This window comes from Streptomyces sp. NBC_00239 (genome assembly GCF_036194065.1).
GTDB lineage: Bacteria > Actinomycetota > Actinomycetes > Streptomycetales > Streptomycetaceae > Streptomyces.
The window spans coordinates 6401643-6427656 of the sequence record NZ_CP108095.1; the positions used below are offsets into that span (position 1 = coordinate 6401643).

Consider the following 26014-nt stretch of genomic DNA (forward strand, 5'->3'; position numbering starts at 1 on the left):
GGTCAGGAGAAGACCGGGCCCGTGAACTTCTCGCCCGGGCCCTGGCCCGGCTCGTCCGGGACGATCGACGCCTCGCGGAAGGCCAGCTGCAGGGACTTCAGGCCGTCGCGCAGCGGGGCCGCGTGGAAGGAGCTGATCTCGGTGGCGCTCGCGGTGACCAGGCCGGCCAGCGCCGTGATCAGCTTGCGGGCCTCGTCGAGGTCCTTGTGCTCGGAGTCCGGCTTGTCCAGACCCAGGTTGACCGCGGCGGCGCTGAGCAGGTGCACGGCCACCGTGGTGATCACCTCGACCGCGGGCACGTCCGCGATGTCGCGGGTCATGGCGTCGTAGTCGGGGGCGTCCGTGGCCTGGCCGGCCTCGGGGGCGGTGGGGGGCGTCGCGTCAGTCATGCCTCACACGATAAGCCGGACGGGTGGCAGCGGACGAAGCCGGTCCGGTCCACCCGGTTAGCGCCCGCGCCGCGGTGCTGCTAACCTTGTGTGACGACCGGCCGGAGACGTGTGTCCCCGGCCCACAAGTGGAGGCTCCGTTCTCCCACCTGACCGTCCTCCGGGGCGGCGGGTCACCGGTCAGGCGGTATCCATCGTTCCGTACGGACGATGGAAAGCTGCCCGAGTTGCGCCCCGCGCGGTACATGCGGCGGTGTTCCGGTTTTCATGGAGCCCTGCCTGTGTCCGTACCGGGGCATTTTTCATGTTCCGGCGCGGTTGGTCTGATGACACAGACGTCAAGCGGCTGTCCTCCAGACAGCCGTTGGTGCAACCGAGGAGGATCCATCAGCACCGAGCCCCGCATCAACGACCGGATTCGCGTTCCCGAGGTGCGACTTGTCGGTCCCAGCGGCGAGCAGGTCGGCATTGTTCCGCTTGCCAAGGCGCTGGAGCTTGCCCAGGAGTACGACCTGGACCTGGTCGAGGTCGCGGCTTCGGCACGGCCTCCGGTCTGCAAGCTCATGGACTACGGCAAGTTCAAGTACGAGTCGGCCATGAAGGCCCGTGAGGCGCGCAAGAACCAGGCGCACACGGTCATCAAGGAAATGAAGCTCCGGCCGAAGATCGACCCGCACGACTATGACACCAAGAAGGGTCACGTCGTCCGGTTCCTCAAGCAGGGCGACAAGGTCAAGATCACGATCATGTTCCGTGGTCGCGAGCAGTCCCGGCCGGAGCTCGGCTACCGACTGCTGCAGCGTCTGGCGGAGGACGTCCAGGACCTCGGTTTCGTCGAGTCGAACCCGAAGCAGGACGGCCGAAACATGATCATGGTTCTCGGTCCGCACAAGAAGAAGACCGAGGCGATGGCCGAAGCCCGCGAGGCGCAGGCCGCCCGCAAGGCCGAGCGCCAGGCCCAGGGCCTGCCCGCGGAGGCGTCCGACGAGGACGTCGTCGACGAGGCGCCCGAGGCCGAGGCCCTCGAGGCCGAAGCGCCCGCAGCTGAGGAAACCGCAGCTGAGGAATCCGCCGAGGCCTGATTCCGGAGCAGCCTGCCCCGGATCAACCGACACAACTGACGCTCCCGGTGCCGGTCCGCAAGGACCGGTGGGAGCGCCACCGACGAGGAGACTACGGCGCCATGCCGAAGAACAAGACGCACAGCGGTTCCAAGAAGCGCTTCAAGATCACCGGCTCCGGCAAGGTGCTCCGTGAGCGCGCCGGCAAGCGCCACCTGCTCGAGCACAAGTCGTCCAAGCTGACCCGCCGCCTCACCGGCACCGCGGAGATGGCCCCCGGCGACGCCGCGAAGATCAAGAAGCTTCTCGGCAAGTGACGTCCACCGCTCCCGCACCCGGGAGCGGACGTCAACACCGGGACCCCATCGAATTCGGGCCGTGTGAACACAACCACGGCCCCGCTACAAGGAGTTAAAAGTGGCACGCGTCAAGCGGGCAGTAAACGCCCACAAGAAGCGCCGGGCGATCCTCGAGGCGGCCTCCGGCTACCGCGGTCAGCGTTCGCGCCTGTACCGCAAGGCCAAGGAGCAGGTCACCCACTCGCTGGTCTACAACTACAACGACCGCAAGAAGCGCAAGGGCGACTTCCGTCAGCTGTGGATCCAGCGCATCAACGCCGCTGCCCGCCAGAACGGCATGACGTACAACCGCCTCATCCAGGGTCTGAAGGCCGCCAACATCGAGGTGGACCGCAAGATCCTCGCGGAGCTGGCCGTCAACGACAGCAACGCGTTCGCCGCGCTCGTCGAGGTTGCCCAGAAGGCGCTTCCGGCCGACGTGAACGCCCCGAAGGCCGCCGCCTGATTCAGGCCCCCTTCGACGAGGCCGAACACCGCCTCGTAGGCATCAGCCCGGACCCGCAGGCCACGCGCCTGCGGGTCCGGTGCGTTTGAACGACCCCTTCGCACGTACGGAAGTGAGCCGACCCCCATGGCAACCCCCGCCGAGCTGATCTCCCCGCGATCCCCCCGGGTGGCCGCCGCCCGCCGACTCGCGCGGCGCAACTTCCGCACCAAGGAGCGCCGGTTCATCGCCGAGGGGCCGCAGGCCGTCCGCGAGGCCGTCGAGCACCGGGGCGAGGCGGGCGCGACCCTGATCGAGCTGTTCGCCACCGTCGAGGCCGCCGAACGCTACGCCGACATCATCGACGCGGCCCTGGCCGCCGGCGCCCGCGTCCACTACGCCGCCGACGAGGTGCTCGCCGAGGTCTCGCAGACCGTCACCCCGCAGGGCCTGGTCGGCGTCTGCCACTTCCTGGACTCGCCCTTCGAGGAGATCCTCAAGGCCCGGCCCAAGCTGGTCGCCGTCCTCGCCCACGTCCGCGACCCCGGGAACGCCGGCACCGTGCTGCGCTGCGCCGACGCCGCCGGCGCCGACGCGGTGGTGCTCACCGACGCCTCCGTCGACCTGTACAACCCCAAGTCCGTACGGGCCTCGGTGGGCTCCCTCTTCCACCTCCCGGTCGCCGTGGGCGTACCCGTCGAGCAGGCCGTCGAGGGGCTGCGGGCCGCCGGCGTACGGATCCTCGCCGCCGACGGCGCCGGCACCGACGACCTCGACGCGGAACTCGACGCCGGTACCATGGGCGGCCCCTCCGCCTGGGTCTTCGGCAACGAGGCCTGGGGCCTGCCCGAGGAGACCCGGGCCCTGGCCGACGCCGTGGTGCGGGTGCCGATCCACGGAAAGGCCGAGAGCCTCAACCTCGCCACCGCCGCCGCGGTGTGCCTGTACGCCTCGGCGCGTGCACAGCGGGCGCCCGGAGGGTGCCGCTCCGTCACCCCCAGCTAGTAATGTGGCGGCCCGGGGGCCCACTGCGCACTCGGAGATGTGGGGTACGGGGACATGACCGTCGGTACGAACAGCTCGCCGCACGTGCACGAGGCTGCGCCCGGCACGGTGCCCGGCGCCGTGCCCCGCCAGCCCCTCCCCGGCCCGGACCGCGCCGCACCCGCAGCCGCGGGCCCCGCCGCCGCCCCCGGAGCGCAGCCCGGCGCCGCCGACCCCTTCGGCGCGGCGGACCCCTTCGGGCTCGACCCGGACGACCTGCCCGACGGCCTGGTTGTCGCCGACCACGCCGGCCGGGTCGTCTGCTTCAACCGCGCCGCCGCCCGCATCACCGCCGTCGACCCGCGCACCGCGCTCGGCACCCGCATCGAGCACGCCCTGCCGCTGGAGGACCTCGAAGGCCGCCGCTGGTGGGCGCTCACCGACCCGTACGGCGGCCTCGCCACCCGCCGCGGCCAGCCGGAGCGCAACCTGCTGCTCCCCGGCGGCCGCGAGGTGCTCGTCTCCGCCCGGTACGTGCGCGAGCACCCCACCGGCCCGGTGCGCCGCCTCGTGATCACCCTGCGCGGCACCGAGGCCCGGCGCCGCACCGAGCGCAGCCACGCCGAGCTGATCGCGACCGTCGCCCACGAACTGCGCTCCCCGCTGACCTCCGTCAAGGGCTTCACGGCGACCCTGCTGGCCAAGTGGGAGCGGTTCACAGACGACCAGAAGCGGCTGATGCTGGAGACCGTCGACGCCGACGCCAACCGGGTCACCCGGCTGATCGCCGAGCTGCTGGACATCTCCCGGATCGACTCCGGCCGCCTGGAGCTGCGCCGCCAGCCCGTGGACATCGGCACGGCGGTCGGCCGGCACATCCAGGCCCTCACGGCGAACGGGCAGGCCCCCGAACGCTTCCTGGTCCGGATCCGGCGCCCGCTGCCCGACCTGTGGGCCGACCCCGACAAGATCGACCAGGTGCTCGGCAACCTCCTCGAAAATGCGGTGCGGCACGGCGAGGGAACCGTCACCATCGAGGTGGCACCCGCCCAGCTCAAGCACACCGAGCCCGCCGTGAAGGGAACAGCCGTCACCGTGACCGACGAAGGCCCCGGCATCCCCGAGGAATCGATGGGGCGCGTCTTCACCCGCTTCTGGCGGGGCAGCAAGCGCGGCGGCACCGGCCTGGGCCTGTACATCGTCAAGGGCATCGTCGAGGCGCACGGCGGCGGCATCACGGTCGGCCGAGGCCCCGGCGGCGGCGCCGAATTCCGATTTACCCTGCCCGTGAGCGCGCCGGCCTACCTCTCCTAGCCACCACCGGGAGTCTCGCCAGGCGGCCCACGGGCCCCTTCACCTCCCGCGGCCCGTAGACTCGTCCTTTGGCACCTTTGCGTCCCTGTGACGAGCCTGACGCAGTCCGTCAGGTACGCAGCCGGGCGGGGACCTCCAGCCAGCCCATCGGAAGTACGGGAAGAGATGTCGGCACCGAACAAGTCGTACGACCCTGTCGAGGTCGAGGCACTGAAACCGGAAGAGATCGAGCGCATGCGGGACGAGGCGCTCGCCGCCTTCGCCGACGCAGGCGACCTCGAAGCGCTGCGCGAGGCGAAGACCGCCCACATGGGCGACCGCTCGCCGCTCGCGCTCGCCAACCGCGAGATCGGCGCGCTGCCCCCGCAGGCCAAGGCCGAGGCGGGCAAGCGGGTCGGACAGGCCCGCGGCGCCGTGAACAAGGCCTTCGGGGCGCGCACCGTCGAGCTCGAGGCCGAGCGCGACGAGCGCGTGCTGGTCGAGGAGGCAGTGGACGTCACGCTGCCCTACGACCGCGTGCCGGCGGGCGCCCGCCACCCCCTGACCACGCTGATGGACCGCATCGCGGACATCTTCGTGGCCATGGGGTACGAGGTCGCGGAAGGGCCCGAGGTCGAGGCGGAGTGGTTCAACTTCGACGCCCTCAACTTCACGCCCGACCACCCCGCGCGCCAGATGCAGGACACCTTCTTCGTCCGCGGGCCGGAAGGCACCGAGGGCGACGAGTCCGGCGTCGTGCTGCGCACCCACACCTCCCCGGTGCAGGCGCGCACGCTCCTCGACCGGGAGCCCCCCGTCTACGTCGTCTGCCCGGGCCGGGTCTTCCGTACCGACGAGCTCGACGCGACGCACACCCCGGTCTTCCACCAGGTCGAGCTGCTCGCCGTGGACGAGGGCCTGACCATGGCCGACCTGAAGGGCACCCTGGACCACATGGTGCAGGCGCTCTTCGGCGCGGACATGACCACGCGGCTGCGCCCGAACTTCTTCCCGTTCACCGAGCCGTCCGCCGAGATGGACATGCAGTGCTACGTGTGCCGCGGCGAGTCGGTGGGCAACCCCGACCGTCCGTGCCGCACCTGCTCCAGCGAGGGCTGGATCGAGCTCGGCGGCTGCGGAATGGTCAACCCCAAGGTGCTGACCGCCTGCGGCGTGGACCCCGAGAAGTACAGCGGGTTCGCCTTCGGGTTCGGCATCGAGCGGATGCTGATGTTCCGCCACAACGTCGAAGACATGCGAGACATGGTCGAGGGTGACGTCCGGTTCACCCGGCCGTTCGGGATGGAGATCTGATGCGGGTCCCGCTTTCTTGGCTGCGGGAATACGTCGACCTGCCTGCGGGCGAGACCGGTCGTGACGTACAGGCCAAGCTCATCGACGCCGGTCTCGAGGTCGAGACCGTCGAACAGCTCGGCGCGGGCCTCAAGGGCCCCCTGGTCGTCGGCCAGGTGCTGACCATCGAGGAGCTCGAGGGCTTCCGCAAGCCGATCCGCTTCTGCACCGTCGACGTCGGCCAGGCCAACGGCACCGGCGAGCCGCAGGAGATCGTCTGCGGCGCCCGGAACTTCGCCGTCGGCGACAAGGTCGTCGTGGTGCTCCCCGGCGCCGTGCTGCCCGGCGACTTCGCGATCGCCTCGCGCAAGACGTACGGCCGCACCTCCCACGGCATGATCTGCTCCGGCGACGAGCTGGGCATGGGCGACGACGGCACCCACGGCATCATCGTGCTCCCCCCGGAGCACGAGGTCGGCACCGACGCGATCGCACTCCTGGAGCTCGTCGACGAGGTCCTCGACATCGCCGTCACCCCGGACCGCGGCTACTGCCTGTCCATGCGCGGTGTGGCCCGCGAGGCCGCCACCGCGTACGGCCTGCCGCTGCGCGACCCGGCGCTGCTCGACGTCCCGGCCCCGAACTCGTACGGCTACCTGATCAAGGTCTCCGACCCGCAGGGCTGCGACCGCTTCACGGCCCGCACCGTGACCGGCGTGTCCCCGGACGCCCGGTCCCCGATCTGGCTCAAGCGCCGCCTCCAGAAGGCCGGCATGCGCCCGATCTCGCTCGCCGTCGACATCACCAACTACGTGATGCTGGAGCTCGGCCAGCCGCTGCACGCCTACGACCGCACCCGGGTCGACGGCCCCATCGGGGTCCGCCGCGCGGAGCAGGGCGAGAAGTTCACCACCCTCGACGGGGTCAAGCGGACCCTCGACGCCGAGGACCTGGTGATCACCGACAACAGCGGGCCGATCGGCCTCGCCGGTGTCATGGGCGGCGCCGACACCGAGATCGCGGACCCGGTGACCGACCCCGAGACCGGCCAGGTCACGGGCACCACCGACATCGTGGTCGAGGCCGCGCACTTCGACGCCCTGTCGATCTCGCGCACCGCCCGCCGCCACAAGCTGTCCTCGGAGGCCTCCCGCCGCTTCGAGCGCGGCGTCGACCCGCAGGCCGCCGCCGCGGCGGCCCAGCGGACCGTCGACCTTCTCGTGCTGCTGGCCGGCGGCACCGCCGAGGCGGGCGTCACCGAGGTGATGGCCCCCGCCGCGCCGCACACCATCGCCATGCCGGCGAACCACCCGGACAAGGTCGCCGGCGTGGACTACGGCCGCGAGACCGTCGTACGCCGCCTCCAGGAGGTCGGCTGCGACGTCTACGGGCAGGACGAGCTCGTCGTGACCGTGCCCTCGTGGCGCCCCGACCTGCGCGAGCCCAACGACCTGGCCGAAGAGGTCATCCGGCTGGAGGGCTACGCCAACCTGCCGTCGACCCTCCCGCAGCCTCCGTCGGGCCGCGGCCTCACCGGCCGCCAGCAGCTGCACCGCCGGGTCGGCCGCGCACTGGCCGGCGCCGGCTACGTCGAGGCGCTGAACTACCCGTTCCTCGGACAGCAGGTCTTCGACCAGCTCCAGCTGCCCGCGCACGACGTCACCCGCCAGGTCGTCACCCTCGTCAACCCGATCTCCGACGAGGAGCCGGCGCTGCGCAGCACCCTGCTGCCGGGCCTGCTCGGCGCGCTGCGCCGCAACGACAGCCGCGGCAGCCACGACCTCGCGCTGTTCGAGACCGGTCTGGTCTTCCGGGCCGGTGCGACCGCGGGCGTCGCCGTACGGCTGCCCGTCGACCGCCGGCCCACCGCCGAAGAGGTCGCCACCCTCAACGCCGCGCTGCCCGCGCAGCCGCGGCACGCCGCGGTCGTGCTGGCCGGGGCGCGCGAGCAGGCCGGCTGGTGGGGCAAGGGCCGCCCGGCCGACTGGGCGGACAGCGTCGAGGCGGCCCGCTCGCTGGCCGCCGAGGCCGGCGCGGAACTGGTGGTCCGGCAGGGCCAGTACGGTCCCTGGCACCCGGGCCGCTGCGCCGAACTGCTCGTCACCCTCGACGGCGTCGAGCAGGTCATCGGTCACGCCGGTGAGCTGCACCCGCGCGTCGTCAAGGAGCTCGGGCTGCCGGCCCGCACCAGCGCCATGGAAATCGACCTGGACCGCCTCGCGGCGGCCGGCGGCGAGGCCCTGCAGGCGCCCAGGATCTCCACCTTCCCGGTGGCGACCCAGGACGTCGCGCTGATCGTCGACCAGTCGGTGCCCGCCGCCGCGGTCGAGGCCGCGCTGCGCAAGGGCGCCGGCGAACTCCTCGAATCGCTGCGGCTGTTCGACGTGTTCACCGGCGAGCAGGTCGGCGAGGGCAAGAAGTCGCTCGCGTACGCGCTGCGCTTCCGCGCCGCCGACCGGACGCTGACGGCCGAGGAGTCCACGGCCGCCCGCGACGCGGCGGTCGCGCTGGCCGCCGAGCGCACCGGAGCGGTGCTGCGCGGCGCCTGACCGCAGGTCACGGCCTCCGGCACGGCCACGGCCGGCGCCACGGCCACGGTCCGTGAGGATCACTGAGGGGCGTACCCGGGAGACCGGGTGCGCCCCTCACTCGTTCGGGTGAGAAGTCCCGGCGAACCCCTGAGCAGAACCGGACGATCGACACAATCGATCCGGCCGAGGGGGAAACGCAGAGTCACCGGCCCGCCCAGACGAAGAGCCTTCGGGGAGGTCGCCGGCATGACCCGTACGAGGACGCGGTGCACCGCGCCCGGTGATGTGTCCCAGTTCCGCCGGATGGCCGTGGTGGCCTGGGGCGGCGCGGCGGTCTCCTGGCAGCTGTGCGCCCCCGCCCCGGACGCGCTGCTCGCCCGGCTGGTGAGCGTCGCCGCGTTCCTGCTGCTGGCCACCGGCACCGCGCTGTACATCCGGCAGTGCCTGCTCGGCGAGCTGCGCCGCACCCAGGAGATCGCCGGAGCCGCCCAGCAGGTGCTGCTGCGGCCGCTGCCGCCCCGGATGGAGGGGCTGGCCCTGGCGGCCGCCCAGCTGTCCGCGAGCCGCGGCGCGGCGGTCGGCGGCGACCTGTACGAGGCGGTGGCCACCCCCTACGGGGTCCGGCTGGTCATCGGGGACGTACGCGGGCACGGGCTGCCCGCGCTCGGCGCGGCCGCCGCCGTCCTCGGCAGCTTCCGGGAGGCCGCCCACGACGAACAGCAGCTCGCCGCGGTGCTGCGCCGGATGGAACGGGCCCTCCAGCGCTACCTGCGGGAGCGGGTCCGGGCGGAACACCCGGCGGCCTGCGCAGGGGAGCCGGAGAGCCCGGTCGCCGAGGAGTTCGTGACGGTCCTGCTGCTGGAGATCGCCCCCGACGGGCGGCTGCAGGCGCTCAACTGCGGGCACCCCTGGCCCTACCGGCTCCGCCGGCTGCCGGGGGAGTGCCCGGCCGGCCGGGACGGGTACGCCGAAGTCCTGTCGGGCGAGGACCCGCTGCCGCCGCTCGGCGCCTTCCCGCTGCCCGCCGACCTGCCGGCCCAGCTGCGGTCCCGGCTGCTCCCCGACGAGGCGCTGTTCCTGCACACGGACGGGGCCGAGGACGCCCGCGACCACACCGGCGGGTACTTCCCGCTGCGCGCCGCCCTCACCGAGGCGGCCGGCGCCGCGGGTGCGCTCTCGCCGGCCGGCCTGGTGGCCGGCGTCCACGCCGCGCTGCTACGCCACACCAGCGGGCGACTCGCCGACGATGTCGCCCTGCTGGTGGTGCGCAACGACCGCCGCCTGGTGCCCGCACCACCGCACGGGCAGGCGGTGTGCCGGGCAGCGACTCCGCACGGGACCTGACAGGTCCCGAGAACGGTGCCTGATCGCGGCTGCCGCAGGTGCGTCGCCCGCCCTGCCATGGAGTGTCGGGCAGACAGCAGGGCGGGCGACGCGGTACCGGGCCGTCGCACTGTACGAGGGGGAGCCGACGGCCCGGGCTGCCTCTTGGCGAGGCGCTTCAGTCAACCGGCCCCGGCCCGCCCGCGGCAGGGTGCGAAACGCATTTATGCGCGCACCGGGTTCACACCCCGTGTGAATTGGGCACAGCACACCCCGTGAACCGGGCACAGCACACCCCGTGAACCGGGCACCGCCCACCCCGTGTGAACCGCAACCGACAAGGCGCTGCACACCGTGTCCCAGGCGGCCGCGGCAAGCGCGTCTCCTCCCAACGCCCCGCGGTCTAGGCTGAGTCCGACGAGCCCATGGAGCGGCCCATGCAGCAGCACAACGCCCTGCTCGACGCCCTCCTCGTGGAGGCGGGCATGTCCCACGCCGGTCTGGCCGCGCACGTGAACCAGGCGGGCCGGGCCCGCGGACTCGCGTTGCGCTACGAGCACACCGCGGTGGCCCGCTGGCTGAAGGGCCAGCGCCCCCGCGGCCAGGTGCCCGACCTGATCTGCGAGGTGCTCGCCCGCCGGCTGAAGCGGACGCTGAGCCTGGACGACATCGGCCTCGGCGTGCCGGGCCTGCCCGCCGCGGAGGCGCACGGTTGCCCGCTGAGCGGCTTCGTGGACCGGGCCACCGCCCTGTGGCGGTGCGACGTACAGGGCCGCCCGCAGCAGCTCGCGGCGGCGGCCGTGACGGGTACGCCCGCCGTCATACCGGTGTGGGAGTGGGAGAACCCGCCCGAGGACGCCGACGTCTCGCGCTCCGGGCCCACCCGGGTCGGCCCGGAGCACATCGAGATCCTGCGGGCGGCCCGCGCGCACTACGAGCTGATGTACCGCCGGGCGGGCGGCCTGGCGACCCGGGCCCGGATCGTGCGGTTCCTCGGCAGCGAGGCCGCCCCGCTGCTGCGCGGCAGCTACTCCGACGACCTCGGCCGCCAACTGCACCGGGCCTCCGGCTCGCTGGTGGCCGTGGCCGGCATCTGCGCGTACGACTCGGACGCGCACGGGCTCGCCCAGCGCTACTTCCACCAGGCGCTGCGCCTGGCGAAGGCCAGCGGGGACCGGGGGCTCGGCGCGTACGTCATCGCGCTGATCGTCAACCAGTCGCTGCACCTGCGGGAGTTCCGGCAGGCGGTGGCCTTCGCGGAGGCGGCGCTGCGGTCCGCGGGCCGGCACACCACCCCGGCGCTGGCCGCGGACCTGTACGCGATGCAGGCGAAGGCGTACGCGCAACTCGGGGACACCCCGGCCGCGTTGGCCTGCATCGGGCGGGCCGAGGCGGCCGCGGAGCGGATCCGGCGCGGCGCCGAGCCGGCCGAGACCGGCTACGTCCAGCCGGGGCTGGTGAACGTCCAGGTGGCGGAGGCGCTGCTGAGTCTGGGGGACCTTCCGGCCGCGTACGAGCAGGCGGCCGCGGCGGCGGGGACGCCGGCGCACGACCGGGGCCGGGTGCACCGGCTGGCGATGCTCTGCGAGATCCAGCTGCGGCAGGGCGAAGCGGAACGCGCGGTGGCGGCGGCGGCCGAGATGGCGGAGCGGGCCCGGGGGATGGAGTCGCACCGGCTGCGGGACCGGCTGCGGGCGGTCCGGGAACAGCTCCTGACCAGCGGTTGTACCGGGGCGGAGGAGACCGCCGAGCTCATCGACGGAGCGCTGCGCGTTCCCCTGTGACGTGACAGCTGCTGCCATGTTGCCACCTACTCGATTGGAAGGTGGCAGAACAGTGCAGTGGACGAATCTGAGTGAGCAGAACGTGTACGGGAATCGCTGGTTCCGAGTGAACCTGGCCGATGTCGAGCTGCCCGACGGCCGGCACCTGGACCACTTCGTGATCCGGATGCGGCCGGTCGCCGTCGCGACCGCGGTCAACGGGGCCAACGAGGTGCTGCTGCTGTGGCGGCACCGCTTCATCACCGACAGCTGGGGCTGGGAGCTGCCCGCCGGCGTGGTCGAGGACGGCGAGGACATCGCCCGCGCCGCGGCCCGCGAGATGGAGGAGGAGTCGGGCTGGCGCCCCGGCCCGCTCCACCACCTGATGACCGTCGAACCCTCCAACGGCCTGACCGACGCCCGCCACCACCTCTACTGGGCGGACGGCGCCACCTACACCGGGCACCCCGAGGACGACTTCGAGTCCTCGCGCCGGGAGTGGGTCCCGCTCAAGCTGGTGCCCGACATGATCGCGCGGGGTGAGGTACCGGCCGCCAACATGGCGGCCGGTCTCCTCATGCTGCACCACCTGCGGCTCGGCTGAGCCGCGCGGACGGCGCGGGCCGGATCACCCGTACGGGTAGAACCCCGAGCCCGTCTTGCGGCCGAGGCGGCCCGCGTCGACCATCCGCTGGAGCAGCGGGGGAGCGGCGTACAGCGGCTCCTTGAACTCGGCGTACATCGAGTCGGCGACCGAGGCGACCGTGTCCAGGCCGATCAGGTCCGAGAGCTTCAGCGGGCCCATCGGGTGGGCGCAGCCCATCTCCATGCCGTTGTCGATGTCCTCGCGGCTCGCGATGCCGGACTCGAACATCCGGATCGCGGACAGCAGGTACGGGATGAGCAGCGCGTTCACCACGAAGCCGGAGCGGTCCTGGGCGCGGATCGCGTGCTTGCCCAGCACGTCGCGCACCAGCGCGTCGGCACGCTTGACCGTCTGGTCGCCGGTGGTCAGCGCGGGGATCAGCTCGACGAGCTTCTGCACCGGCGCCGGGTTGAAGAAGTGGATGCCGATGACCTGGTCCGGGCGGGAGGTCGACACGGCCAGCTTCACGAGCGGGATGGAGGAGGTGTTCGAGGCGAGGATCGCGTCAGGCCGCGTGACGACCTGGTCGAGCACCTGGAAGATCTCGGTCTTGACCTGCTCGTTCTCGACGACGGCCTCGATGACGAGGTCACGGTCGGCGAACTCGCCGAGGTCGGTGGTGAACGTCAGGCGGGCCAGGGTCGCGTCCCGCTCCTCCTCGCTGATCTTGCCGCGTTCGGCGGCCTTGGTCAGCGAGTTGTACAGCCGGGTGCGCCCGATCTCCAAGGCCTCGCCGGTGGTCTCGGCAACCTTGACCTCAAGGCCGCTGCGGGCGAACACCTCGGCGATGCCCGCGCCCATCTGGCCACAGCCCACTACGCCGACGCGGGTGATGTCGGTAGGGAGGTCAGTCACTTCGTGCCTTTCCAGGTCGTCCGCCGGCAGGTCCCCCGATCCGGCAGTGATAACTGCACTCCGGCGCCCGCCACGCCCCCCGACGTTACTCCCGAGTCGTCACCACCATGGGGGCCGGGGCGGGCATTCTGTCGGGTAGAGATCTTCGTCACTCTGTGAGACGGGAGCATTGCGTGACGCACATGGGGCGCAGGGGTCTGCTGGCGGGCGCGGCCGGGGCGCTGGCCGGCGCGGTGACAGCGGGCGCGGGCGGCGCGGGACCGGCGGCCGCGGCGGGCCGGCCGGCCGCCGGACCGGGCGGAGCGGCCGGGGCGGACGCGTCCGGGCCCGGCAGGCCGGGAGCGGGCGGGCCGGCCGCCGGGACGGCCGGGGCGGGAGCGGGCGGACGGGCGGGCGGTGTCACGCCGGAGTTCCGCGGCATGTGGATCGCGACGGTGCAGAACGTGGACTGGCCCTCCAGGTCCGGCCTGAGCGCTGCCCGCCAGCGCGCCGAACTCCTGAGCCTGCTCGACACCGCGGTCGAGCGCCGCCTCAACGCCGTCGTGCTCCAGGTGCGCCCGACCGCCGACGCCCTGTGGCCCTCGGAGCTGGAGCCGTGGTCGCAGTGGCTGACCGGGGAGCAGGGCCGCGACCCGGGCTGGGACCCGCTGGCGACCGCGGTGGACGAGGCCCACGCGCGCGGGCTGGAGCTGCACGCCTGGTTCAACCCGTACCGGGTGGCGAACCACACCGACCCGTCCCGGCTGGTCGCCGGCCACCCGGCGCGCCGACATCCCGAGTGGGTCGTGGCCTACGGCGGCAAGCTCTACTACAACCCCGGCCTGCCGGAGGTCCGCGCCTTCGTCCAGGAGGCCGTGCTCGACGCGGTCGCCCGCTATCCGCTCGACGCCGTCCACTGGGACGACTACTTCTACCCGTACCCGGTGGCCGGCGAGAGCTTCGACGACGACGACGCCTACCGGGAGTACGGCGGCGACTTCGCGTCCCGGGCCGGCTGGCGGCGCCACAACACCGACAGCCTCGTGCGGGAGACGTCCGCGCGGATCCGGGAGCTGCGCCCCGGCACCCGCTTCGGGATCAGCCCGTTCGGGATCTGGCGGAACAAGTCCGCCGACCCGCGCGGCTCGCAGACCGCCGGGCTCAGCACGTACGACGACCTGTACGCGGACAGCCGCCGCTGGGTCGTCGAGCGCTGGGTCGACTACATCACCCCGCAGCTGTACTGGCACATCGGCAACACCGCGGCCGACTACGCCGAACTCGTACCGTGGTGGGCGAAGACGGTACGGGGCACCGGGGTGGACCTGTACGTCGGGGAGGCCCTGTACCGCTGCGCCGCCGACAGTCCCACGCCCGCCTGGCGGCAGCCCGCGGAGCTGTCCCGGCACCTGACGCTCGCCGCGCGCCATCCCGAGGTCCGCGGCCACGTGTTCTTCTCCGCGAAACAGGTGGCCGCGGATGCCAACGGTGCCATGGCCAGGGTCGTCGCCGACCACTACCCGACGGCGGTGCCGCCGCGCTGAGTCGTGTCAGTGTGCGGGCTCGGCGGGATGCCGTACGACGCAGTCGGGGCCCGGAGACATCACTGCCTCGTGGCCGTCCTGGAACCGGACGCGGTAGGGAGGGGTGCCGTTCTCGCCGAGCACCTGGGTGATCTCGCCCACCTTGTCGTGCTGTCCCACGACTCTGCCGTGCTGCACCAGCTGGTCGCCCTCGGTCGCGCGCATTGGTGACCTCCTCCGAGGCGGGGTGTTCCGGTGAAAGCAGTTTACGGCGATTCGGGCCATTTAAGCCCGTTGGGTGACGGCGATGCAGACCAGTACCGCCACGGCCGTCAACGGCGCCGCGGCGGTGGGGCGCTCGCCCAGCAGGGCCACCGACCACACCAGGGTGAGCAGCGGCTGGGCGAGCTGGAGCTGGCTCGCGCGGGCCGCCCCGATCTCGGCGATGCCGCGGTACCAGACGTACCCGCCGAAGAAGGTGGAGCCCGCGGCCACCCACACCAGGCCGGTCACCCCGTGCCAGGAGAGCCGGACCGGCTCGTGCGGCAGCGCGAGGGCGGCGCCAGCCAGCGCGAGCGGCACGCACAGCACCAGCGCCCAGCCCATCACCTGCCAGCCGGGCAGCACCCGGGCCAGCCGGCCGCCCTCCACGTACGCGGCGGCGCAGACGAGCAGCGCCGCGAAGAGGTAGCCGTCGCCCGGCGCGAGGGAGCCCCCGCCGGGGCCGAGCGTGAAGGCGAGCACCACCGCGGCGCCGGCGACGGCCGCGGCCCAGAACGTGCGCGAGGGCCGGGTGCCGTTGCGGAAGGCCGCGAAGACGGCGGTGGTCAGGGGCAGCAGGCCGATCACCACGGCCGCGTGCGAGGTACTGGACGTGCGCAGCGCCAGGGTCGTCAGCAGCGGGAAGCCGAGCACGACCCCGCCGGCCACCACGGCCAGCGCCGGCCAGTGCGCGCGGGCCGGGACCGGGACCCGGCGGGCGGCCAGGAAGGCGCCGGCGACGGCGGCGCCGAGCAGGGCGCGCAGCGCGACGAGCGACCACGGGCCGAAGCTCTCCAGGCCCCAGGCGGTGGACGGGAAGGTCAGCGAGAAGGCGGCGACGCCGAGCGCCGCCCACACCGCGCCCCGCCCGGCCCCGCCGACGCCGTCGTCGTGCCCGTGTGCGTCCTCCGGGCCGCGGTCGGCCCCTGGCGCCGGGACCGCTATCGCCTGTGAAGGGGTAGCGCTATTCTGTGCTCTCATGAACGAGCGTAGCAGTGTGGCGGAGTTGGCAGAATCCCTGCGAGCGGAGCTCGACCGCTACTCGATCGGTGGAAAGCTGCCGTCGAGCCGGGCGCTGGTCGAGCGCTACCGGGTGAGTCCGGTGACCGTGACCCGGGCGCTGGCCCGGCTCGCCGCCGAGGGGCTCGTCGTCACCCGGCCCGGCGCGGGCGCCTTCCGCGCCGAACCCCGCACCGGGCCGGCCGTACCCGGCGACACCTCCTGGCAGGAGGTCACCCTCAGCGCCGAGCCCGCCGGGGAGAGCGTGCCGCGCTCGGTCGACGCGCTCGGCGTGCTGGCCTGCCTGGCCGTGCCGCCGGCCGGGGTCATCGGGCTCAACAGCGGCTACCTGCACCCGTCCGTACAGCCCGAACGGGCCATGGCCGCCGCCCTCGCCCGGGCCGGCCGCCGCCCCGGCGCCTGGACCCGGCCGCCCCTGGAGGGCCTGCCCGAGCTGCGCGACTGGTTCGCCCGCGAGATCGGCGGCCAGGCCTCCGCCGCCGACGTCCTCGTCACGGCCGGCGGCCAGAGCGCCCTGACCACCGCCCTGCGCGCGCTAGCCCCGCCCGGCGCCCCCGTCCTGGTCGAGTCCCCGACCTACCCCGGCATGCTCGCCATCGCCCGCGCCTCCGGACTGCGCCCGGTGCCCGTGCCCGCCGACGGGGACGGCGTACGCACCGAACTCCTGGAGGCGGCCTTCGAGGCCACCGGCGCCCGCGTCTTCATCTGCCAGCCGCTCTTCCAGAACCCCACCGGATCGGTGCTCTCGGACGTCCGCCGCGCCGAGGTCATGCGGATCGCCCGGGCCGCCGGCGCCTTCGTCGTCGAGGACGACTACGCCCGCCACCTCGGCCACGACGACGCGGTGCCGCTGCCGCCGCCGCTGGCCGCCGACGACCCGGACGGGGTGGTCGTCCACATCCGCTCGCTCACCAAGGCCACCTCGCCCAGCCTGCGGGTGGGCGCGCTCGCCGCCCGCGGGCCGGTCCTGGACCGGCTGCGCGCGATCCAGGTCGTCGACAGCTTCTTCGTGCCGCGCCCGCTCCAGGAGGCCGCCCTGGAACTCGTCGGATCGCCCGCCTGGCCCCGCCACCTGCGGGCCGTCGGGGCCGAGCTGCGGCACCGGCGCGACGTGCTCGCCCACGAGCTGCGCCGGCACCTGCCCGCGCTGTCGCCCGCCCGGCTGCCCGACGGCGGCTACCAGTTCTGGTCCCGGCTGCCCGACGGCGCCGACGAGGCCGGGTACGCGGCGGCCGCGCTGCGCGGCGGGGTCGCGGTGACCTCCGGCCGCCTCTTCTTCAGCGCCGAACCCCCCGCCCCGCACCTGCGCCTGAGCTTCGCCGGGGTCTCCGGCGCCGCCGAACTCGCGGAGGCCGTGCGCCGCCTCGCGGACTGCGGCGGCCTGCCGGGTACGGAAACGTGTTGATCATGGTCGATCCGGGTCCTAGCCTGCGGCCATGAACGACACTGCCGACACCCTGCGCATCACCACCCTCGCCGAGCGCCCCGAACTGGCCGGGGCCCTGTGGGACATGAAGGACACCTGGCCCGAGTTCGTGCTCCACGACCCGCTGGGCTGGCTGCTGTACGGCCGGATCGTCACGGAACTCCCCGACTACGTCCTCGTCGCCACCGACGGCGACGAGATCGTGGCCCGCGGCTTCAGCCTGCCCTTCGCCCTGAACCGCCCCGGCCGCGGCGAGCTCCCGGACCGCGGCTGGGACCAGATCTTCCTGTGGGCCTTCTCCGACCTGCGCCACGGCGTGCAGCCGGACACCGTCAGCGCCATCGAGATCACCGTGGCCGTCGGCCGCCAGGGCGCCGGGCTCTCCGGCCGGATGCTGGCCGCGATGCGCGACAACGCCCGCGCCCGCGGTTTCGCCGAGATCGTCGCCCCGGTCCGCCCCAGCCACAAGCACGCCGAACCCGGCACCTCCATCCACGAGTACGCCGCCCGCACCCGCCCGGACGGCCTGCCCCAGGACCCGTGGCTGCGGGTCCACGTCCGCGCGGGCGGCGCCATAGAGAAGGTCGCCCCTGCCTCGATGACCGTCTCGGCGGGCGTCGCCGACTGGCGCGCCTGGACCGGCCTGCCCTTCGACACCCGCGGCCCCGTCGAGGTCCCCGGCGCCCTCGCCCCGGTCCACTGCGAGCCGGAGCTCGGCTACGCGGTCTACGTGGAGCCGAACGTATGGGTCCGGCACCCGCTCCACCGGGACTCGGCCGCGCCCCGATAGGGCTTTGCATAAAAGTGCAGCGATACGTATAGTCATGCCATCGAGGAGGAGGGTCCGATGGTGGTACGAATCGCGGTGGCCGGGGCGAGCGGATATGCGGGCGGTGAGCTGCTGCGCCTGCTGCTGGCCCACCCGGAGGTCGAGATCGGCGCCCTGACCGGGGCCTCCAACGCCGGCCAGCGGTTCGGCGGACTCCAGCCGCACCTGCTGCCGCTCGCGGACCGGGTGCTGGAGCCCACGACCGCCGAGGTCCTCGCCGGACACGACGTCGTCTTCCTGGCCCTCCCGCACGGCCAGTCCGCCGCGGTCGCCGCGCAGCTCGGGGACGAGACGCTCGTCGTCGACATGGGCGCCGACTTCCGGCTCAAGGACGCGGGCGACTGGGAGACGTTCTACGGCTCCCCGCACGCCGGCACCTGGCCGTACGGCCTCCCGGAGCTGCCCGGCGGCCGCGCCGCGCTGGCCGGAGCCAAGCGCGTCGCGGTCCCCGGCTGCTACCCCACCGCCGTCACCCTCGCCCTGCTCCCGGCGTACGCGGACGGCCTCGCCGAACCGGAGGCGGTGATCGTGGCCGCCACCGGCACGTCCGGGGCGGGCAAGGCGCTCAAGCCGCACCTCCTCGGCTCCGAGGTGATGGGCTCCATGAGCCCCTACGGGGTCGGCGGCGGCCACCGCCACACCCCCGAGATGATCCAGAACCTGTCCCCGGTGGCCGGCTCCCGGGTCTCGGTGTCCTTCACGCCGACCCTCGCGCCGATGCCGCGCGGCATCCTCGCGACTTGTTCCGCGAAGGCCGTCCCCGGCACCACCGCGGAGTCCGTGCGCGCCGCGTACGAGAAGGCCTACGCCGACGAACCGTTCGTGCACCTGCTGCCCGAGGGACAGTGGCCCGCCACGGCGTCCGTCTACGGTTCCAACGCCGTTCAGGTGCAGGTCGCGTACGACGAATCGGCGGGCCGGATCATCGCGATCAGCGCCATCGACAACCTGACCAAGGGCACCGCCGGCGGCGCGGTGCAGAGCATGAACATCGCCCTGGGCCTCGACGAGGCCTGCGGACTTTCCACGATCGGAGTCGCTCCGTGAGCGTTCCACGGGCAGCCACCGGGCTGAGGACGAGGACGAAGGCCGCACCGGCGCGCTGCGCGGGCGGCAGTGACATCACCCGCCACCACGGCGGATCGATCAAGGAGATGCAGTGAGCGTCACGGCAGCACAGGGATTCACGGCGGCGGGCATCGCGGCCGGCATCAAGGAGAACGGGAACCCGGACCTGGCGCTCGTGGTCAACCACGGGCCGCGCCTGGCCGCCGCGGGAGTGTTCACGTCCAACCGCGTCAAGGCCGCCCCGGTGCTTTGGTCCGAGCAGGTCCTGCGCGGTGGCGCGGTGTCCGCGGTGGTCCTCAACTCCGGTGGCGCCAACGCCTGCACCGGCCCCAAGGGCTTCCAGGACACCCACGCCACCGCGGAGAAGGCGGCCGCCGTCCTCGGCGGCGAGCACAACGCGGGCGAGATCGCCGTGGCCTCCACCGGTCTGATCGGTGTGCTCCTGCCCATGGACAAGCTGCTCCCCGGCATCGAGGCGGCCACGCGGGCCCTGTCCGCGGACGGCGGGGAAGCCGCCGCGATCGCCATCAAGACCACCGACACGGTCCACAAGACGGCCGTGGCGGGCGGGGACGGGTGGACGGTCGGCGGGATGGCCAAGGGCGCGGGCATGCTCGCTCCCGGCCTGGCCACCATGCTGGTCGTGCTGACCACGGACGCCGACGTCGACAGCGCGGCCCTGGACACGGCGCTGCGGGCCGCGACCCGTACGACCTTCGACCGGGTCGACTCCGACGGCTGCATGTCCACCAACGACACCGTGCTGCTGCTGGCGTCCGGAGCGTCCGGGGTGACGCCGGGCGAGCAGGAGTTCGCGGACGCGGTCAGCGCGGTCTGTGCCGACCTGGCACGCCAGCTCATCGGCGACGCCGAGGGCGCCAGCAAGGAGATCCGCATCGAGGTCGTCGGCGCCGCCACCGAGGACGACGCCGTCGAGGTCGGCCGCTCCATCGCCCGCAACAACCTCCTCAAGTGCGCCATCCACGGCGAGGACCCCAACTGGGGCCGGGTGCTCTCCGCGATCGGCACCACCCGGGCGGCCTTCGACCCGGACCGGCTCAACGTCGCCATCAACGGCGTCTGGGTCTGCCGCAACGGCTCCGTCGGCGACGACCGCGACCTGGTCTCCATGAAGGACCGCGAGGTCCACATCACGGCCGACCTCGCCACCGGCACCGAGTCCGCCGTCATCTGGGCCAACGACCTGACCGCCGAGTACGTACACGAGAACAGCGCCTACAGCTCATGACCACTGCGCGCAAACACACCGCCCTCCCCAAGGCACAGATCCTCATCGAGGCACTGCCCTGGCTGACCCGCCACCACGGCAAGACCGTCGTCATCAAGTTCGGCGGCAACGCCATGATCGACGACGAGCTCAAGGCCGCCTTCGCCCAGGACGTCGTCTTCCTGCGGCACGCCGGCCTCAAGCCGGTCGTGGTGCACGGCGGCGGCCCGCAGATCAGCGCCCAGCTCGACAAGCAGGGCCTGGTCAGCGAGTTCAAGGCGGGCCTGCGGGTCACCACCCCGGAGGCCATGGACGTCGTACGGATGGTGCTGGCCGGAGTGGTCCAGCGCGAGCTGGTCGGGCTGCTCAACCAGCACGGCGCGTTCGCCGTCGGCATGACCGGTGAGGACGCCCACACCATCACCGCGGTCAAGCACACCCCGGAGATCGACGGCGAACTCGTCGACATCGGGCGGGTCGGCGAGATCACCGCGATCGACACCGGCGCCATCGAGGCCCTGCTCGACGACGGCCGGATCCCGGTCATCTCGTCCATCGCCCGCAGCGCCGACGACGGTCACGTCTACAACGTCAACGCCGACACCGCCGCCGCGGCCCTCGCCGCCGCGCTCGGAGCCGAGACCCTGATGGTCCTCACCGACGTCGAGGGCCTCTACGCGGACTGGCCGCACAGCGACGAGGTCATCAGCCAGCTCACCGCCACCGAACTGGAACGGCTGCTGCCCGAACTGTCCAGCGGCATGGTCCCGAAGATGGAGGGCTGCCTGCACGCCGTGCGCAACGGCGTGCACACCGCCCGCGTCATCGACGGCAGGGTGCAGCACGCCATCCTGCTGGAGATCTTCACCGACGAAGGAATCGGCACGATGGTCGTGCCCGACGCGAAGCACGAGAACGAAGGGGGAACGCAGTGAACGGCAGCGGCAACGAGGCGTACGCACAGCGCTGGCAGCACACGCTGACCGACAACTACGGAACCCCCGCCGTGGCCCTCGTCCGCGGCGAGGGCGCCCAGGTCTGGGACGCCGACGGCCGCCAGTACACCGACCTGGTCGGCGGCATCGCGGTCAACGCCCTCGGGCACGCCCACCCCGCCGTCGTCCGGGCCGTGTCCGACCAGGTCGCCACCCTCGGCCACGTCTCCAACCTGTACATCTCGGAGCCGGTCCTCGCCCTCGGCGAGCGGCTGCTCCAGCTCTTCGGCCGCCCCGGCCGCGTCTTCTTCTGCAATTCCGGTGCAGAGGCGGTCGAGGCCGCCTTCAAGATCGGCCGACTCACCGGGCGCACCCACATGGTGTCCACCCAGGGCGGCTTCCACGGCCGCACCATGGGCGCCCTCGCCCTCACCGGGCAGCCGGGCAAGCAGGAGCCGTTCCGCCCGCTGCCCGGCGACGTCACGCACGTCCCGTACGGGGACGCCGAGGCGCTGCGCGCGGCCGTCACCGAGGACACCGCCCTCGTGATCATCGAGCCGGTGCAGGGCGAGAACGGCGTGGTCGTCCCGCCGCCCGGCTACCTGCGGGCCGCCCGCGAGATCACCCGGGCCACCGGCACCCTGCTCGTCCTCGACGAGGTGCAGACCGGCATCGGCCGGTGCGGCCAGTGGTTCGAGTACCAGGCCCACGAAGGCGTCGAGCCCGACGTCGTCACCCTCGCCAAGGGGCTCGGCGGCGGCCTGCCCATCGGCGCCACCGCCGTCTTCGGCCCGGCCTCGGACCTGCTCCGGCCCGGCCAGCACGGCACCACCTTCGGCGGCAACCCGGTCGCCTGCGCCGCCGGACTCGCCGTCCTCGACACCATCGCCGGCGAGGGCCTCCTCGACCGGGTCAAGGAGACCGGGGAGCGGCTGCGCTCCGGAATCGAAGGGTCCGCTCCGGCCGGGAAGCACCCGCTCGTCTCCCATGTCCGTGGGGCGGGCCTCCTGCTGGGTATCGTGCTGACCGAGCCCCTCGCACCGAAGGTGCAGCAGGCGGCTCAGGATGCCGGCTTCCTGGTCAACGCGCCCGCCCCCGACGTCGTACGGCTCATGCCGCCGTACGTACTGACCGAGGCCGAGGCGGACGCGTTCGTGCAGGCGCTGCCCGGCATCCTCGACGCAGCTTACGGGGACGGACGATCCGGAGAATGAGACGACGATGAGTCAGGCGCAGGACAACGAGCACGGCGGCCCCGCCGTCCCGCAGACCCGGACCGCCCGCCACCGCCGGATCGTGGACATCCTCAACCGGCAGCCGGTGCGCTCCCAGAGCCAGCTGGCGAAGCTGCTCGCCGACGACGGGCTGAGCGTCACCCAGGCGACGCTCTCCCGGGACCTCGACGAGCTGGGCGCGGTGAAGATCCGCAACACGGGCGGCGAGCTCATCTACGCGGTGCCCAGCGAGGGCGGTTTCCGCACCCCGCAGGCCCCGCTGGGGGAGTCGGCCAAGGAGGAGCGCATGCGGCGCCTCTCCGGCGAACTGCTGATCTCGGCGGAGGCATCCGCCAACCTCGTGGTCCTGCGCACCCCGCCGGGCGCGGCCCAGTTCCTGGCCTCGGCCATCGACCAGGCCGAGCTCCAGGCGATCCTCGGCACCATCGCCGGCGACGACACCCTGATGCTCATCAGTCGTGACCCGGCGGGCGGCCAGGCCCTCGCCGACCACCTCCTGCGGCTGGCGCAGAAGGAGAGCTGAGCCGTACGGGCGCCGGCTCCGCCGCGAGGGCGCCCGTCGCCCGCGGGCGCGGGGCCCGTACGCCGGCTCCGTACGCCGGGCCCCCACGCCGGGTCCCGGCGGGTCAGTAGCGGGTGATGTCCGTGGCGCCCGAGGTGGTGCCGATCGCGATGTGCGGGCTGCGCCGCGGATCCGCCCACGCCAGGATCCGGCGCATGGACTCCTCCGGCACCGACACGCAACCCGCCGTCGAGCCCTTGCCGTTGACGTGCAGGAAGATGCCCGCGCCGCGATTGCGCACCGGCTCCGTGTAGTTGAAGCCGATCACCATGGCGTACGCGTACTGCTGCGCGTAGGTCACCAGGTGCTCGGACTCGGCGGCCGTGCAGTCGGCCGGCAGCGGCTCCACCCAGCGGTTGTAGGACGCGGAGGCGTTGTCCTGGCACCACCAGGAGTCCTGGCGGACCGGCCGGTACGGGACCCGGGTGCCCGCCGGTGCGGGCCGGACGCCGAAGGCGAAGGGCAGCGCGTACAGGCCGGTGGGCGTGGTGTTGGTGCCCTGCTGCCGGGTGGCGCCCTCGGTGAGTCCGTTGGCGCCGAAGCGGGCCCCGGAGCTCCCGACCGCGACCCAGCGCCCGGCCCGCCGCTCCCACCACGTCACCTTGCCGGTGGTGGCGCCGGTCCCGGACGCGACGGCGGTGATCAGCTGGGTGCCGCGGCCGGTGTCGGCCATCCGGGCGGGCAGCGGTTCGGGCAGCGCGGCCGGTTCGGCCGGACGGGCGGGCCCGGCAAGGGCACTGACGAGCAGTGAGCCGATGAGGAGAGCGGTTCGCATGCGTCAGACGGTACGCGGCGGCAGCGGGAGCGGCAGCGCGGGGAGGCCGTCCAGGCTCTGCCCCACGTAGTCCTTGCTCTCGCAGTACTGCGCGAACTCGTCGTCCGTCTTGCGGCCGAAGTACTCGGCGTGCAGCGTGCGCTCCTCCTTGTAGTCCATGAAGGGGACGGCGTAGCCGCAGGTGTCGGCGATCCGGCGGGCGTGCACCACGATGACCGCGCGGGCGGACGGCCCGTCGGCGTCCCCGAACAGGGCGATCAGCTCCGCCCAGCGCGGGTCGTCGCGGAACACGGCCTCGCCGTCGCCGTGCACGCGCACGATGTTCGGCGGCCCGGTGAACGCGCACCACATCAGGGTGATCCGGCCGTTCTCCCGGACGTGCGCGATGGTCTCGGCGCCGCTGCCGCCGAAGTCCAGGTAGGCCAGGGTCTGTTCGTCGATGACGACGAGGGTGCCGGCGCGCCCCTTGGGCGACAGGTTGATGTGTCCGTCACCGGCCAGCGGGGCGGTCGCGGTGAAGAACACCGGCTGTGCCTCGATGAACTGACGCAGCCGGCCGTCTATGCGCTCGTAGATCTTTCCCATGGCCGGATTATCTCCCCGGCCGAACGCGCCGACCGCTCCTTTCCATCAGCAAGCGGTCCCGGCGGCAAGCGGTCCCTTCGTCCGGTCCCGTCACTGCGGCCCTCTTTCGTAGCGGGCCCGCTGGGCCTCGTAGCGGACTTCCGGGTCCTCGTCGTCCTCCAGGTCGGCCAGGACGCGTTTGCGCAGGTCCAAGCCGTGGGCGGAGAGCAGTCGCAGGCCCGCCCGGCGGGTGTGACGGGGTCGGCCGGGAGCGACCAGCTCGGCGAGCCAGCCCTCCGGGAGGAGGAGTACGTACGGCACCAGCGCCTTGCGGGCCACGCGGACCACCGGCGGGTGCGGGTCGGTCATGAAGGCCATCAGCTCGTCGGGGGAGACGGCGTCCGCCATCCGCAGGGCCGCGAGCGCCGCCGCGCGGACCCGGCCCTCGGCGTGCCGGGTCATCCGGCGCAGCAGCGCGGCCGCTTCCGGGCCGGCGCTCTCGGCCAGCCCGAACGCCAGGCCGGGGGCCAGGCCGGGAGCGGCCGGGTCGGCGCACAGCGCCCGGTAGTGCGCCGCCGGGTCCTCGCCCCGCAGGCGCAGCACCAGCCGGGCGGCGGACCGGACCCGGGCCGACGGGTCGCCCAGGTAGGCCCGGGCCTCTGCGCCCCGGCCCACCCGGTGCAGTGCGGTGACGGCGCTGGAGCGGACGACCGCGGAGGAGGCGGCGGCCAGTACGTCGAGGACGCCGGCCGGGTCGTCCGTGCCCACGGCGTCGAGCGCCCCGGCGAGGCACCGGCGGCGCACCACCGGGTCGCTGCCGCGGCCGGCCAGCTCGGCGAGCCGCCGGGCGTGCAGCAGGCCGTCGCGCAGCGCCGCGTCGAGCGCGGTGTGCCGGATCAGCCCGTCGGGGCTCCTGGTGACGAGGGTCTCGGCCAGGGCGGGGGTGAGCAGGCCGTCGCGCAGGGCGGCGTCGAGCGCGACGCGCCGGATCCGGGTCTCGCCGGCGCCGGTCAGGACCGCTTCGACGGCCGCGGGCGGCAGCAGCCGGTGGTGCAGGGCGAGGCGCAGGGCGGCTTCCCGTACCCGGCGGTCGTCGCTCTCCGTCAGCTCGAGCAGCCGTGCGGCGGGGACGCCGCCCAGCCGGGCGGTGACGTAGTCCCAGACCCAGCCGCCGTGCTCGCGCAGGCTGAGGAGGGCGGCGAGGGGGAGCAGCCGCCCGGCGGCCTCGGCGGGCAGGTCCGGGGCGGTCTCGGCCAGCAGGTCGCGGGCGCGGGCGCGGGCCGGCGGGTGCGCGTCGGCGCACCGGATCAGCAGCAGCGGGCGTACTTCCGTGTGCAGCCGCGGGCGCTCGGCGGTGAGTGCGAGGGCCTGCTCGCGGACCCGCGGGTCGTGGTGGCAGAGGCCGAGCGCGAGTTCGGCGGCGGCGGGCGGGTCCGCGGACCAGGCGACGCCCGGCGGCCGCGCGGCGCCGTCCCAGCGGGGTGCGGTGCTCCAGTCGGGGCGTTCCGGGGAGGAGGGGCGCCGGACCGGTACAGGTGCCTCCGGATCCGTCTCCCGGCACACCCTCCGGTCCAGCCGGGCCCAGGCGAGCGGGTCCGCGGTGTCGACGGCACGTTCCGGCGGTATCCCGAGCAGCAGGCGCTCTGCGGGGTCGAGGAAGGGGCTGGACACGTAGCGCATATCTGCAC

The 26014-nt window shown here is 73.4% G+C and carries 25 protein-coding genes; 18 read left to right on the forward strand and 7 right to left on the reverse strand.

From position 1 onward, the window contains the following. Window positions 1–2: 2 nt before the first annotated feature. Window positions 3–389 carry a DUF1844 domain-containing protein gene (locus OG764_RS28130; protein WP_328971219.1) on the reverse strand — a complete coding sequence of 129 codons (387 nt, stop codon included), beginning with the start codon at window positions 387–389 and terminating at the stop codon, window positions 3–5. A gap of 326 nt (window positions 390–715) precedes the next feature. Here OG764_RS28130 and infC point away from each other — a divergent pair, with 326 nt between their 5' ends. The 10 genes from infC (at window position 716) to OG764_RS28180 (ending at window position 12024) form a co-directional block, all read left to right on the forward strand. Continuing rightward, the gene (gene infC / locus OG764_RS28135; protein WP_328973209.1) at window positions 716–1471 is read left to right on the forward strand and encodes a translation initiation factor IF-3; all 756 of its coding nucleotides are present in this window, start codon (window positions 716–718) and stop codon (window positions 1469–1471) included. A gap of 101 nt (window positions 1472–1572) precedes the next feature. Beyond that, entirely contained in the window at window positions 1573–1767 is a 195-nt protein-coding gene (rpmI, locus tag OG764_RS28140) for a 50S ribosomal protein L35 (RefSeq protein WP_328971220.1), read from the forward strand. A 100-nt stretch (window positions 1768–1867) separates the two neighbouring features. After that, on the forward strand, window positions 1868–2254 hold the full coding sequence (gene rplT / locus OG764_RS28145) for a 50S ribosomal protein L20 (protein ID WP_043227974.1): 387 nt from the start codon (window positions 1868–1870) through the stop codon (window positions 2252–2254). A gap of 126 nt (window positions 2255–2380) precedes the next feature. Beyond that, window positions 2381–3238, forward strand: coding sequence for a TrmH family RNA methyltransferase (locus OG764_RS28150; RefSeq protein ID WP_328971221.1), 858 nt, complete (start codon window positions 2381–2383; stop codon window positions 3236–3238). A gap of 54 nt (window positions 3239–3292) precedes the next feature. After that, entirely contained in the window at window positions 3293–4531 is a 1239-nt protein-coding gene (locus OG764_RS28155; RefSeq protein WP_328971222.1) for a sensor histidine kinase, read from the forward strand. Window positions 4532–4696: 165 nt separating this feature from the next. After that, complete coding sequence (gene pheS, locus OG764_RS28160) at window positions 4697–5824, forward strand: phenylalanine--tRNA ligase subunit alpha (RefSeq protein WP_328971223.1); 1128 nt, start codon at window positions 4697–4699, stop codon at window positions 5822–5824. Further along, window positions 5824–8352: a phenylalanine--tRNA ligase subunit beta gene (gene pheT / locus OG764_RS28165; RefSeq protein WP_328971224.1), complete on the forward strand. Its 2529-nt coding sequence runs from the start codon at window positions 5824–5826 to the stop codon at window positions 8350–8352. The genes pheS and pheT overlap by 1 nt, the downstream gene beginning before the upstream one ends. Before the next feature lie 228 nt (window positions 8353–8580). Continuing rightward, window positions 8581–9678 carry a PP2C family protein-serine/threonine phosphatase gene (locus OG764_RS28170; protein ID WP_328971225.1) on the forward strand — a complete coding sequence of 366 codons (1098 nt, stop codon included), beginning with the start codon at window positions 8581–8583 and terminating at the stop codon, window positions 9676–9678. Window positions 9679–10094: 416 nt separating this feature from the next. Continuing rightward, on the forward strand, window positions 10095–11441 hold the full coding sequence (locus OG764_RS28175; RefSeq protein ID WP_328971226.1) for a transcriptional regulator: 1347 nt from the start codon (window positions 10095–10097) through the stop codon (window positions 11439–11441). Window positions 11442–11493: 52 nt separating this feature from the next. Continuing rightward, on the forward strand, window positions 11494–12024 hold the full coding sequence (locus OG764_RS28180) for an NUDIX hydrolase (RefSeq protein WP_328971227.1): 531 nt from the start codon (window positions 11494–11496) through the stop codon (window positions 12022–12024). Between the two features lie 24 nt (window positions 12025–12048). Here OG764_RS28180 and OG764_RS28185 read toward each other — a convergent pair whose 3' ends face one another. Continuing rightward, on the reverse strand, window positions 12049–12921 hold the full coding sequence (locus OG764_RS28185) for a 3-hydroxybutyryl-CoA dehydrogenase (RefSeq protein ID WP_328971228.1): 873 nt from the start codon (window positions 12919–12921) through the stop codon (window positions 12049–12051). A 173-nt stretch (window positions 12922–13094) separates the two neighbouring features. On the opposite strand from OG764_RS28185, the gene OG764_RS28190 reads away from it, so the two are divergent. Further along, complete coding sequence (locus OG764_RS28190) at window positions 13095–14444, forward strand: glycoside hydrolase family 10 protein (RefSeq protein WP_443056076.1); 1350 nt, start codon at window positions 13095–13097, stop codon at window positions 14442–14444. 6 nt (window positions 14445–14450) lie between these two features. On the opposite strand, the gene OG764_RS28195 is transcribed toward OG764_RS28190, so the two are convergent. Together OG764_RS28195 and OG764_RS28200 are read right to left on the reverse strand one after the other, a co-directional pair. Next, window positions 14451–14648, reverse strand: a complete 198-nt coding sequence (locus tag OG764_RS28195; protein ID WP_328971229.1) for a DUF1918 domain-containing protein — start codon at window positions 14646–14648, stop codon at window positions 14451–14453. A gap of 60 nt (window positions 14649–14708) precedes the next feature. Next, on the reverse strand, window positions 14709–15665 hold the full coding sequence (locus OG764_RS28200) for a DMT family transporter (protein ID WP_328971230.1): 957 nt from the start codon (window positions 15663–15665) through the stop codon (window positions 14709–14711). On the opposite strand from OG764_RS28200, the gene OG764_RS28205 reads away from it, so the two are divergent. The 7 genes from OG764_RS28205 (at window position 15664) to OG764_RS28235 (ending at window position 22948) form a co-directional block, all read left to right on the forward strand. Continuing rightward, the gene (locus OG764_RS28205; RefSeq protein ID WP_328971231.1) at window positions 15664–17109 is read left to right on the forward strand and encodes an aminotransferase-like domain-containing protein; all 1446 of its coding nucleotides are present in this window, start codon (window positions 15664–15666) and stop codon (window positions 17107–17109) included. The genes OG764_RS28200 and OG764_RS28205 overlap by 2 nt on opposite strands. A gap of 31 nt (window positions 17110–17140) precedes the next feature. Beyond that, window positions 17141–17920, forward strand: a complete 780-nt coding sequence (locus tag OG764_RS28210; RefSeq protein WP_328971232.1) for an N-acetyltransferase — start codon at window positions 17141–17143, stop codon at window positions 17918–17920. 57 nt (window positions 17921–17977) lie between these two features. Then, entirely contained in the window at window positions 17978–19006 is a 1029-nt protein-coding gene (gene argC, locus OG764_RS28215) for an N-acetyl-gamma-glutamyl-phosphate reductase (RefSeq protein ID WP_328971233.1), read from the forward strand. Window positions 19007–19118: 112 nt separating this feature from the next. Continuing rightward, window positions 19119–20276: a bifunctional glutamate N-acetyltransferase/amino-acid acetyltransferase ArgJ gene (argJ, locus tag OG764_RS28220; RefSeq protein WP_328971234.1), complete on the forward strand. Its 1158-nt coding sequence runs from the start codon at window positions 19119–19121 to the stop codon at window positions 20274–20276. After that, on the forward strand, window positions 20273–21190 hold the full coding sequence (gene argB, locus OG764_RS28225; RefSeq protein ID WP_328971235.1) for an acetylglutamate kinase: 918 nt from the start codon (window positions 20273–20275) through the stop codon (window positions 21188–21190). The genes argJ and argB overlap by 4 nt, the downstream gene beginning before the upstream one ends. Then, entirely contained in the window at window positions 21187–22404 is a 1218-nt protein-coding gene (locus tag OG764_RS28230; protein WP_328971236.1) for an acetylornithine transaminase, read from the forward strand. Before argB ends, OG764_RS28230 begins: the two co-directional genes overlap by 4 nt. Before the next feature lie 7 nt (window positions 22405–22411). Further along, window positions 22412–22948 (forward strand): arginine repressor, encoded by a 537-nt coding sequence (locus OG764_RS28235; protein ID WP_328971237.1) that lies wholly within the window; start codon window positions 22412–22414, stop codon window positions 22946–22948. 103 nt (window positions 22949–23051) lie between these two features. On the opposite strand, the gene OG764_RS28240 is transcribed toward OG764_RS28235, so the two are convergent. From OG764_RS28240 to OG764_RS28250, 3 genes are all read right to left on the reverse strand, one after another. Further along, a complete protein-coding gene (locus OG764_RS28240) occupies window positions 23052–23762 on the reverse strand; it encodes a L,D-transpeptidase family protein (RefSeq protein ID WP_328971238.1) in 711 nt (236 codons plus the stop codon). 3 nt (window positions 23763–23765) lie between these two features. Further along, window positions 23766–24347, reverse strand: a complete 582-nt coding sequence (locus OG764_RS28245; RefSeq protein ID WP_328971239.1) for a pyridoxamine 5'-phosphate oxidase family protein — start codon at window positions 24345–24347, stop codon at window positions 23766–23768. A 90-nt stretch (window positions 24348–24437) separates the two neighbouring features. Then, window positions 24438–26006 (reverse strand): hypothetical protein, encoded by a 1569-nt coding sequence (locus tag OG764_RS28250; RefSeq protein ID WP_328971240.1) that lies wholly within the window; start codon window positions 26004–26006, stop codon window positions 24438–24440. Window positions 26007–26014 lie beyond the last annotated feature (8 nt).